Annotated in this window: 7 protein-coding genes; all 7 read left to right on the forward strand. The window is 66.3% G+C overall.

Annotated features, from left to right (window positions below; all coding sequences use genetic code 11):
• The coding region (locus AC1D00_RS13020; RefSeq protein WP_477010945.1) for a lysylphosphatidylglycerol synthase transmembrane domain-containing protein at nucleotides 1-859 on the forward strand (859 nt) is incomplete at its 5' end.
• A 101-nt stretch (nucleotides 860-960) separates the two neighbouring features.
• Nucleotides 961-2,913 carry an SGNH/GDSL hydrolase family protein gene (locus tag AC1D00_RS13025; protein ID WP_477010946.1) on the forward strand — a complete coding sequence of 651 codons (1,953 nt, stop codon included), beginning with the start codon at nucleotides 961-963 and terminating at the stop codon, nucleotides 2,911-2,913.
• A 350-nt stretch (nucleotides 2,914-3,263) separates the two neighbouring features.
• The gene (locus tag AC1D00_RS13030) at nucleotides 3,264-4,616 is read left to right on the forward strand and encodes an MFS transporter (protein WP_477010947.1); all 1,353 of its coding nucleotides are present in this window, start codon (nucleotides 3,264-3,266) and stop codon (nucleotides 4,614-4,616) included.
• A gap of 123 nt (nucleotides 4,617-4,739) precedes the next feature.
• On the forward strand, nucleotides 4,740-5,645 hold the full coding sequence (locus AC1D00_RS13035; protein WP_477010948.1) for a LysR family transcriptional regulator: 906 nt from the start codon (nucleotides 4,740-4,742) through the stop codon (nucleotides 5,643-5,645).
• Between the two features lie 123 nt (nucleotides 5,646-5,768).
• The gene (kdgD, locus tag AC1D00_RS13040) at nucleotides 5,769-6,713 is read left to right on the forward strand and encodes a 5-dehydro-4-deoxyglucarate dehydratase (RefSeq protein WP_477010949.1); all 945 of its coding nucleotides are present in this window, start codon (nucleotides 5,769-5,771) and stop codon (nucleotides 6,711-6,713) included.
• Between the two features lie 29 nt (nucleotides 6,714-6,742).
• Nucleotides 6,743-8,101, forward strand: coding sequence for a glucarate dehydratase (gene gudD, locus AC1D00_RS13045; protein WP_477010950.1), 1,359 nt, complete (start codon nucleotides 6,743-6,745; stop codon nucleotides 8,099-8,101).
• 23 nt (nucleotides 8,102-8,124) lie between these two features.
• Complete coding sequence (locus AC1D00_RS13050; RefSeq protein WP_477010951.1) at nucleotides 8,125-9,573, forward strand: aldehyde dehydrogenase family protein; 1,449 nt, start codon at nucleotides 8,125-8,127, stop codon at nucleotides 9,571-9,573.
• The last annotated feature ends 38 nt before the right edge of the window (nucleotides 9,574-9,611 follow it).

Below are 9,611 nucleotides of genomic sequence, written 5' to 3' on the forward strand. Positions count from 1 at the left end.
GACCTTCTACGACTTTTTTGCACTGCGAACGATCGGCAAGAGGCACGTGCCCTATCGCATTGCAGCGCTCTCCAGCTTCACGTCCTATTCGATCGGCCACAACATCGGCGCCACGGTGTTCACGGGCGGCGCGATCCGTTTCCGGATCTATTCGGATTATGGGCTGAACGCGATCGACGTTGCGAAAATCTGCTTCCTGTCAGGCCTGACCTTCTGGCTCGGTAACATCTTCGTGCTCTCGATCGGCATGGCCATCCATCCCGATGCCGCCTCCTACATGGATCAGCTCCCGTCGCCGATCAATCGGCTGATCGCGCTCGGCGGCCTCGCCTCGATCGGCGCCTATCTGGTCTGGCTGTGCATGGGCGAGAAGCGCCGCGAGCTCGGCCAGAAGGGCTGGAAGGTGGTGTTGCCCTCGGCACCGCTGACGCTGGTGCAGATCCTGATCGGCGTGGTCGATCTCGGCTTCTGCGCCACGGCGATGTACCTCTTGATGCCGGCCAATCCGCCGATCGACTTCCTGTCGCTCGCCGTCGTGTTCATCCTGGCGACCCTGCTCGGCTTTGCCAGCCATGCCCCCGGCTCGATCGGCGTATTCGACGCCGCCATGCTGGTGGCGCTGCCGGAATTCGGCCGCGAGCAGCTTCTGGCGACGCTGCTGGTGTTCCGCCTGCTCTATTTCGTGATCCCGTTCGGCCTCGCCATCTCCATCATGGGCGCACGCGAGCTCTGGATGAACGTGGTCGAGCCCTGGCAGGAGCGACGGCGGCTGGCGGAGGCCTGCGCCCAGGGCAACCTGCCCAAGCAGGTGGCGGCGATGGAGCGCGAACGGTCGCTTCGGCAGGCCAGCAAGCGCTGAGGCGCTGGACGGCGGCGCGCAAGATCGTCAGACAAAGGTTGCGGGCGGGGGAGCAATCCTCTCTTATTTCCGCCTCAACTTTGCCGTTGAACACGCGGGCCATGATCCGATCATCTCTTCGCACCTTCTTCGCAGGCGCCCTGCTGCTTGCCGGGATTTTGACTGCTTTGCAGCCCGAGCGCGCAGCCGCGCAGGACGCCGGCGCCATGCAGATTTCCTGGGAGGTGCGCAACCGCTTCCGCCTGTTCCGCGAGGAGCGCGACTTCCTGCTTCATGTGGAGAACGCGCGCAACCGCAGCATCCTCGCCGCCGAGCAGTCGCTGGAGCTCCAGAGCGAGGGCCGCGGCTGGGCCCGCAACATGGTCAACCGGCTCTGCATCGACCTCCAGGGCCGGGTCAATCAGCCCTGCACCCGCGACAACACCAAGGAAGACTACATCACCCCGGTCGACCACCCCGTCACCGTGCGCCTCGTCGGCGCGGTGCCGGTCGGCGCCACCTGCGCCTGGTCGTTCGACGACGGCGACGGGYCGCGACAATCGACCTTCGACTGCGCCGAACCGGTCAACCTGCGCGTCCGCTACGGCAAGCAGACGGTCGCGAGCGTCGACGTCTCCTCCGGCTCCGATCCGACCCAGCGCGTTCAGGCCGAGATCCAGGTCCGCGACGTCTTCGTCGCCGGCCTCGGCGACAGTATTGCCTCGGGTGAAGGCAATCCCGACCGGCCGCTGGCGCTGTCGGACGAAGGTTTCTGCTTCCGCTCCTATCTCGGCACCGCCGGCGGGCAATACTACCGGCCGAGCCGCGCCAGCTACAAAGGCGGACGCGCCTGCGAGGCGCCGGATACGCTCGCCAACTGGCAGCGCTACGGCGCGCTCTGGTTCAACTCCCCCTGCCACCGCTCGCTCTACAGCTACCAGGCCCGCACCGCGCTGGCGCTCGCAGTGCGCTACACCCACATCGCGGTGACCTTTCTGCCGCTCGCCTGCACCGGCGCCAGCATCGGCGACGGGCTGCTCGGCTCGCAGCGCGCCCGCGAATGCGCGCCCAGCAAGAACGGCAATTGCCAGACCAGCGTGAACGCGCAGGTCGCCGAGCTGCGCGAGGCGCTCACCGCGGCGAAAAAGCGCCAGCCGGACCGCACGCTCGACCTCGTGCTGCTCTCGGTCGGTGCCAATGATGTCTACTTCTCCGGTCTCGTCGCCGACGTCATCGTCGACACCGCGACCGAGCGCGCGCTGTTCCGCCGCTCCGGCGTGATGGCGAGCGTCGACGAATCCCGCGATGCGCTGGCGCGCGAGCTGCCGCAGAATTTCGTCAAGCTGCGCGAGGCGCTGAAGCCGCTCGTCGGCGGCGACCTCTCGCATGTGGTCTATGTCTCCTACGCCAATCCGGCGCTCGCCGACGGCGGCGTGCCCTGCCGCGGCGGCCGCGCCGGCTTCGACATTCATCCGTCCTTCAACGCCGACCCGCAGCGCCTCGCCCGCGTCTCGACCTTCGTCGACACCGAATTCCTGCCGCAGCTGAAGGGGCTCGCCACCTGCACCCGCGGCGCGCTGTGCCGCGATCCCGAAGCCGACCGCATGACCTTCGTCGACGCGCATCAGGCAGCGTTCGCAGATCACGGCTTCTGCGCGCATTCCGGCAACGATCCCGAATTCGACCGCACCTGCTTTGCCGAGAACGGCCAGAGCTTCAATCCGGACATCGTGACGGCGGCGAGCCAGCCGATGCTGTGCGGCCGCGGCGCCTCGGAGTATCGCGCCTATCTGCCGCGCGCCCGCTGGATCCGCGACGCCAACGACAGCTACTTCGCGGCGATGACCTACCCGCAAGGCCTGCCGGCCGCGAGCCAGCCGACCGACATCCACGACGCCACCTGGGGCGTGCTCTCCGCCGTCTATGGCGGCGCCGTGCATCCAAGCGCCGAAGGCCACGCCGCAATGGCGGATGCGGCGCTTCCCRCAGCGAGCGCCGTGCTCGGCCTCGATGCCGTGCCGCCGGGCGTGACGCGGGGACTATTGGCGCCGCTGTTGCCGGGCGCGCAGCGGTAAGAAGCGAGAGCGAGCTCTCTCCACGCCGTCATTGCGAGCTCGTGGCTCGCCCTCCCCACACACCTGCTGTCATCGCCCGCGAAGGCGGGCGATCCAATACTCCGTGACGGCTGTGATTGAATCGAGAAGCCGCGGCGTACTGGATTCCCCGCCTTCGCGGGGAATGACAGTTGAGTGCGTGGCGCCATCTTGCCTACGCATGCTCGTCAGCTCACAATCGTTCCCTCCCACCTGCCGTTCCATCAATCCAAAAACGGCATCGATCGATACTCCCTTCAACTTGGACACTTTGCCGCGCGCGCCTCTAGGAGTCGTGGTGAGGAAACATTCGAGTTCTAAGGAGGCGCGTGATGAGCGCAGTGGTGTCCGCAGCGGACGTGAGGAGGTCTCGCGTCAGGCTGTTCATCGTGACCATGTTGTTCCTGGTCACGACCGTCAATTACGCCGACCGCGCCACGCTCTCGATCGCAGGCCCCGCGCTCTCCAAGGAGCTGCATCTCGATCCCGTCGCGATGGGCTACATCTTCTCGGCGTTCGGCTGGTCCTATGTGATCGCGCAGGTGCCGGGCGGCTGGCTGCTCGACCGCTACGGCTCGCGCCTCGTCTATGCCTTCAGCATCATCGTCTGGTCGCTGTTCACGATGATGCAGGGCTGGGTCGGCTTCTTCAGCGCCGGCACCGCGATCGTCGTGCTGTTCGCACTTCGCTTCCTCGTCGGCATCGCGGAGGCGCCCTCCTTCCCCGCCAATGCCCGCATCGTCGCGGCCTGGTTTCCCGGCAATGAGCGCGGCACCGCGTCCGCCTTCTTCAACTCGGGACAGTATTTCGCCACCGTGATCTTCGCGCCGCTGATGGGCTGGATTGCCCACGCTTACGGCTGGCGCTTCGTGTTCTTCGCGATGGGCGCCCTCGGCGTCGTCATGGGCCTCGTCTGGATCAAGACCATCTACGGCCCGAAGGAGCATCCCGGGATCAACGAGGCCGAGTTCGACTACATCAAGGAAGGCGGCGCGCTGGTCGATCTCGACGCGCCCAGAGACGATCTGAAGCAGGAGCGCGTGCCGGAGGCTGGCTCCGGGTGGGACCATATCCGCCAGTTGCTCTCCAACCGCATGATGCTCGGCGTCTATCTCGGCCAGTACTGCATCAACACGCTGACCTATTTCTTCCTGACCTGGTTCCCGGTCTACCTCGTCAAGGAGCGCGGCCTGTCGATCCTGCAAGCCGGCTTCGTCGCGACGCTGCCCGCACTGTGCGGCTTCATAGGCGGCGTGCTCGGCGGCATCATCTCGGACGCGATCCTGCGCAGCACGGGGTCGCTGACCATGGCGCGCAAGATTCCGATCGTCGGCGGCATGCTGCTGTCGATGTCGATCATCGCCTGCAACTATGTCGACGGACAGGCGCTGGTGGTCGGCTTCATGGCGCTCGCCTTCTTCGGCAAGGGCATCGGCGCGCTCGGCTGGGCCGTCGTCTCTGACACCTCGCCGAAGGAAGCCGGCGGCGTCTCCGGCGGCCTGTTCAACACCTTCGGAAACCTCTCCTCGATCACCACCCCGATCGTGATCGGCTACATCCTGGCCGCGACCGGCTCCTTCAACGGTGCACTGCTGTTCGTCGGCGCCAACGCGCTGGTCGCCGCGTTCGCCTATCTCGTCGTGGTGGGCAAGATCGAGCGGGTGGTGCTCAAACGTTCCTCCTGAGGGCTCCCACGGGAGCTTGACCAGGCAACTCAACGGCGGCCCAAAAAGCCGCCGTCTTTGTTTTGGGGATGATCGATGCTAGAAGTGCCGGGGAAACGCCTTATTCATCTAAGGCATGTATCGATGTTCGACCTCAACCAGCTCCGCTGTTTCGTCACGGTGGCGGAGGAACTGCATTTCGGCCGCGCCGCCGCGCGGCTGAACATGACCCAGCCGCCGCTCTCGCGGCAGATCCAGGTGCTCGAGCACATCATCGATGCGCCGCTGCTGGAGCGCACCAGCCGTTCGGTGCGCCTGACCCCTGCGGGCCGCAGCTTCCTGCCGGAGGCGCGGCGCATCCTGAAGCTTGCGGAAAGCGCCTCCCAGGTCGYCCGCCGCATCGCGCTGGGCAAGACCGGCTCGCTCAAGATCGGCTTTACGGCAGCGGCCGCCTACGGCTTCCTCCCCGAGCTCGTCGCGGCGTGCCGCGCCAAGCTGCCCGAAGTCGATTTCTCGCTGAAGGAGATGGTCTCCGGCGATCAGTTCGAAGCGCTCAGCTCGGGCCAGATCGACGCCGGCCTGCTCAGGCCGCCGATCGCGCGCCCTGAAGTTGCCAGCCGCCGCGTCGTCGCCGAGCCCCTGCTTGCCGCGATCCCGAAGAAGCACCCGCTGGCGAGCGCCGACAGCATCACCATCAAGGATTTCGACGACCAGCCCTTCGTGATGTATTCGCCCTATGAGAGCCGCTACTTCCACGATCTCCTGGTGGCGCTGTTCACCCGCGCCGACGTGCTGCCGCGCTATGTCCAGCACCTGAGCCAGATCCACTCGATCCTCGCCATGGTCCGTGCCGGCCTCGGCCTTGCCATCGTGCCGGCCGCGGCCGCAAGCCTGAAGATCTCCGACGTGCGGCTGCGCCCCCTGAAGCTGCGCACGCGTGTCCCRGTCGAGCTGTTCATGGTCTGGCGCCGCGACGACGAGAATCCGCTGCTGTCGGCGCTGGTCAAAATCGCAGGTGAGTTGTCCTCGGCGGAGACCATGGAAGATTGATGCTGATTTCGCATCAGTCGATATAGGCTTTGGCTTGGACGCGCATCGAACGGTCTCCTAAACCACGGCGCATGGACGCGCAGGCTTGCGTCCTCCACAACACGCAATTAGGGAGCCGCGCCCATGAGCAAGATGACCCCGCAGGAAATGGCCCAGAAGATCGGATCGGGCCTCCTGTCCTTCCCCGTCACGCCGTTCAAGGCGGATTACTCCTTCGACGAGGCGACCTACCGGGCCAACATGGACTGGCTGTGCGGCTATGACGTCGCAGGCCTGTTCGCCGCCGGTGGCACCGGCGAGTTCTTCTCGCTGACGCCGACCGAGGTTCCGCAAATCGTCAAGATCGCCGTCGAGGAGACCAAGGGCCGCGTGCCCGTGCTCGCCGGCACCGGCTACGGCACCGCGATCGCCCGCGAGATCGCTGTTGGCGCCGAGAAGGCCGGCGCCGACGGCCTGTTGCTGCTGCCGCCCTATCWCACCCATTCCGAGCAGGACGGCCTTGCCGCCCATGTCGAGGCGGTCTGCGCCGCCGTGAAGATCGGCGTCATCGTCTACAACCGCGACAATGCCATCCTCCAGCCCGACACGCTGGCCCGCCTCGCCGAGCGCTGCCCGAACCTCGTCGGCTACAAGGACGGCATCGGCGACATCGAGCTGATGACCCGCGTCTACACCAAGCTCGGCGACCGTCTCACCTATATCGGCGGCCTGCCGACCGCGGAAACCTTCGCGCTGCCCTATCTCGACATGGGCGTGACGACCTATTCCTCGGCCGTGTTCAACTTCGTGCCGGAATTCGCGACCAATTTCTACGCCGCCGTGCGCAAGCGCGATCACGCGACGATCCATGCCGGGCTGAAGGATTTCATCCTGCCGCTGATCGCGATCCGCAACCGCAAGAAGGGCTATGCGGTCTCGATCATCAAGGCCGGCATGAAGGTGATCGGCCGCGACTCCGGCCCGGTTCGCCCGCCACTGACCGATCTCACCGAGCAGGAGATTGCGGAGCTCACCGCGCTGGTCAAGAACCTGCCCGCCATCCGCTCGTCACAACAGGCTGCAGAATAACGACCGAACACAGCAGGGAGGAGCGCGCGATGGCCCAGACTGAAATCTCCGGCGCGCCAGTCGCCGGCGCACCGGTCGTCACGGCGATGCAGGTGATCCCGGTCGCGGGCCGCGACAGCATGCTCCTCAATCTGAGCGGCGCGCATGCGCCGTTCTTCACCCGCAACATCGTCATCCTCACCGACAATGCCGGCCACACCGGCGTCGGCGAGGTGCCGGGCGGGCAGAAGATCTGGCAGACGCTCCAGGATGCCCGCGATCTCGTCATCGGCAAGACCGTCGGCGCGATGAACAACATCCTCGCCGACGTCCGCACGGCCTTCGCCGATCGTGACGCCGGCGGCCGCGGCAAGCAGACCTTCGACCTCCGCGTCATGATCCATGCGGTCACGGCGATCGAGTCCGCGCTGCTCGACCTGCTCGGCCAGCATCTCAACCTGCCGGTCGCCGCGCTGCTCGGCGAAGGCCAGCAGCGCAAGAGCGTCGAGACGCTCGGCTATCTCTTCTTCGTCGGCGACATCCGCAAGTCCAGGCTCGACTACGTCACCGGCGAGACCGGCAAGGCGGAATGGTTCAACCTCCGCCATCAGGAAGCGATGACGCCGGAGACCGTGGTGCGGCTCGCGGAGGCCACCCACGACCATTACGGCTTCGCCGACTTCAAGCTCAAGGGCGGCGTGCTCCGCGGCGAGCAGGAGATCGAGGCCGTCACCGCGATCGCCAGGCGCTTTCCCGACGCGCGTGTCACGCTGGACCCGAACGGCGCCTGGTCGCTCGACGAGGCCGTCAGCCTCTGCAAGGACATGCACGGCATCCTCGCCTATGCCGAGGACCCCTGCGGCGCCGAGGCCGGCTTCTCCGGCCGCGAGATCATGGCCGAGTTCCGCCGCGCCACGGGCCTGCCGACGGCGACCAACATGATCGCTACCGACTGGCGCCAGCTCTCCCACGCGCTGCGCCTGGGGGCGGTGGACATTCCGCTGGCCGATCCCCATTTCTGGACCATGCAAGGCTCGGTGCGCGTGGCCCAGACCTGCCGGGACAACGGCCTGACCTGGGGCTCGCACTCCAACAACCATTTCGACATTTCGCTCGCCATGTTCACCCATGTCGGCGCCGCCGCCCCGGGCAAGGTCACCGCGATCGACACCCACTGGATCTGGCAGGACGGCCAGGCGCTGACCAGGGAGCCGCTCCAGATCAAGGGCGGCAAGATTGCGGTCCCCGACAGGCCGGGCCTGGGTATCGAAATCGACAGGGCGGCCATCGACGCCGCGCATGACCTCTACAAGCAGCATGGACTCGGCGCCCGGGATGACGCTATTGCCATGCAGGACCTGATCCCCGGCTGGACGTTTGACGACAAGCGCCCGTGCCTCGTTCGGTAAGAAACTTCCCCTGGAGGAATGAGATGACTGCGATCCTGAAGAACTTCATCGGCGGCGAATGGGTCGACGGCTCCGGCGTCACCAAGAACATCAACCCCTCCAACAYCAACGATCTCGTCGGCGAGTACGCCAAGGCCGACAAGGCGCAGACCGAGAAGGCGATTGCGGCAGCCAAGGCCGCCTTCCCCGCCTGGGCGCAGTCGACGCCGCAGGTGCGCTACGACGCGCTGAACAAGATTTCCCTCGAAATCCTCGCCCGCAAGGAAGAGCTCGGCCGCCTGCTCGCCCGCGAGGAAGGCAAGACGCTCCCCGAGGGCATCGGCGAGGTCGCCCGTGCCGGCCAGATCTTTGCATTCTTCGCCGGCGAAGCGCTGCGCCTGATCGGCGAGAAGGGTGCGTCCGTCCGTCCCGGTCTCGATGTCGAGCTCACCCGTGAGCCCGTCGGCGTCGTCGGCATGATCACGCCCTGGAATTTCCCGATCGCGATCCCCGCCTGGAAGATCGCGCCCGCGCTCTGCTACGGCAACACTGTCGTGTTCAAGCCCGCCGAGCTGGTGCCGGGCTCCGCGCATGCGCTGTCCGAGATCATCACCCGCTCCGGCATTCCGGCCGGTGTCTTCAACCTCGTCGTCGGCTCCGGCTCCGTGGTCGGCCAGACCCTGCTCGATCATCCCGACGTCGCCGCGATCTCCTTCACCGGCTCGGTGCAGACCGGGCGCAAGATCGCGCAGGCCTGCGTGCTGTCGAACCCGATGAAGAAGTTCCAGCTCGAGATGGGCGGCAAGAATCCGCTGGTCGTGCTCGACGACGCGGACCTCAAGACCGCCGTCGAAGTCGCCGTCAACGGCGCCTACTTCTCGACCGGCCAGCGCTGCACCGCTTCCTCGCGCCTGATCGTCACCGAAGGCATCCACGACCGCTTCGTCGCCGCGGTGGCCGAGCGCCTGAAGGGCCTGTCGGTGGACGACGCGCTCAAGGCCGGCGTGCATATCGGCCCCGTCGTCGACCAGAGCCAGCTCGACCAGGACCTGCGCTACATCAAGATCGGCCAGGACGAGGGCGCAAAGCTCGCCTTCGGCGGCGAGCTGCTCAAGCGCGAGACGCCCGGCCACTATCTCCAGCCGGCGCTGTTCACCGAAGCCAACAACAACATGCGCATCGCGCGCGAAGAGATCTTCGGCCCGGTCGCCGCCGTCATCCGCGCCAAGAACTACGAAGAGGCGCTCGCGATCTCCAACGACACCGAGTTCGGCCTCGCGTCCGGCATCTGCACCACCAGCCTGAAATACGCCTCGCACTACAAGCGCAACAGCGAGTCCGGCATGGTGATGGTCAACCTGCCGACCGCCGGCGTCGACTATCACGTGCCGTTCGGCGGCCGGAAGGGCTCGAGCTACGGCGCCCGCGAGCAGGGCTCCTATGCGCGCGAGTTCTACACGACGGTGAAGACGGCCTACACCTATCCGGGTTGATGGGCTGATATCGTAGACATCGTAGGGTGGGTTAGCGC

It is taken from the genome of Bradyrhizobium sp. P2_E8 (assembly GCF_056403875.1).

What these genes read in the sequence shown, in the direction of transcription:
- gudD (WP_477010950.1), top strand. Translation starts at nt 6,743, where the DNA reads ATGGCCCAGACTGAAATCTCCGGCGCGCCAGTCGCCGGCGCACCGGTC.
- AC1D00_RS13030 (WP_477010947.1), top strand. Translation starts at nt 3,264, where the DNA reads ATGAGCGCAGTGGTGTCCGCAGCGGACGTGAGGAGGTCTCGCGTCAGG.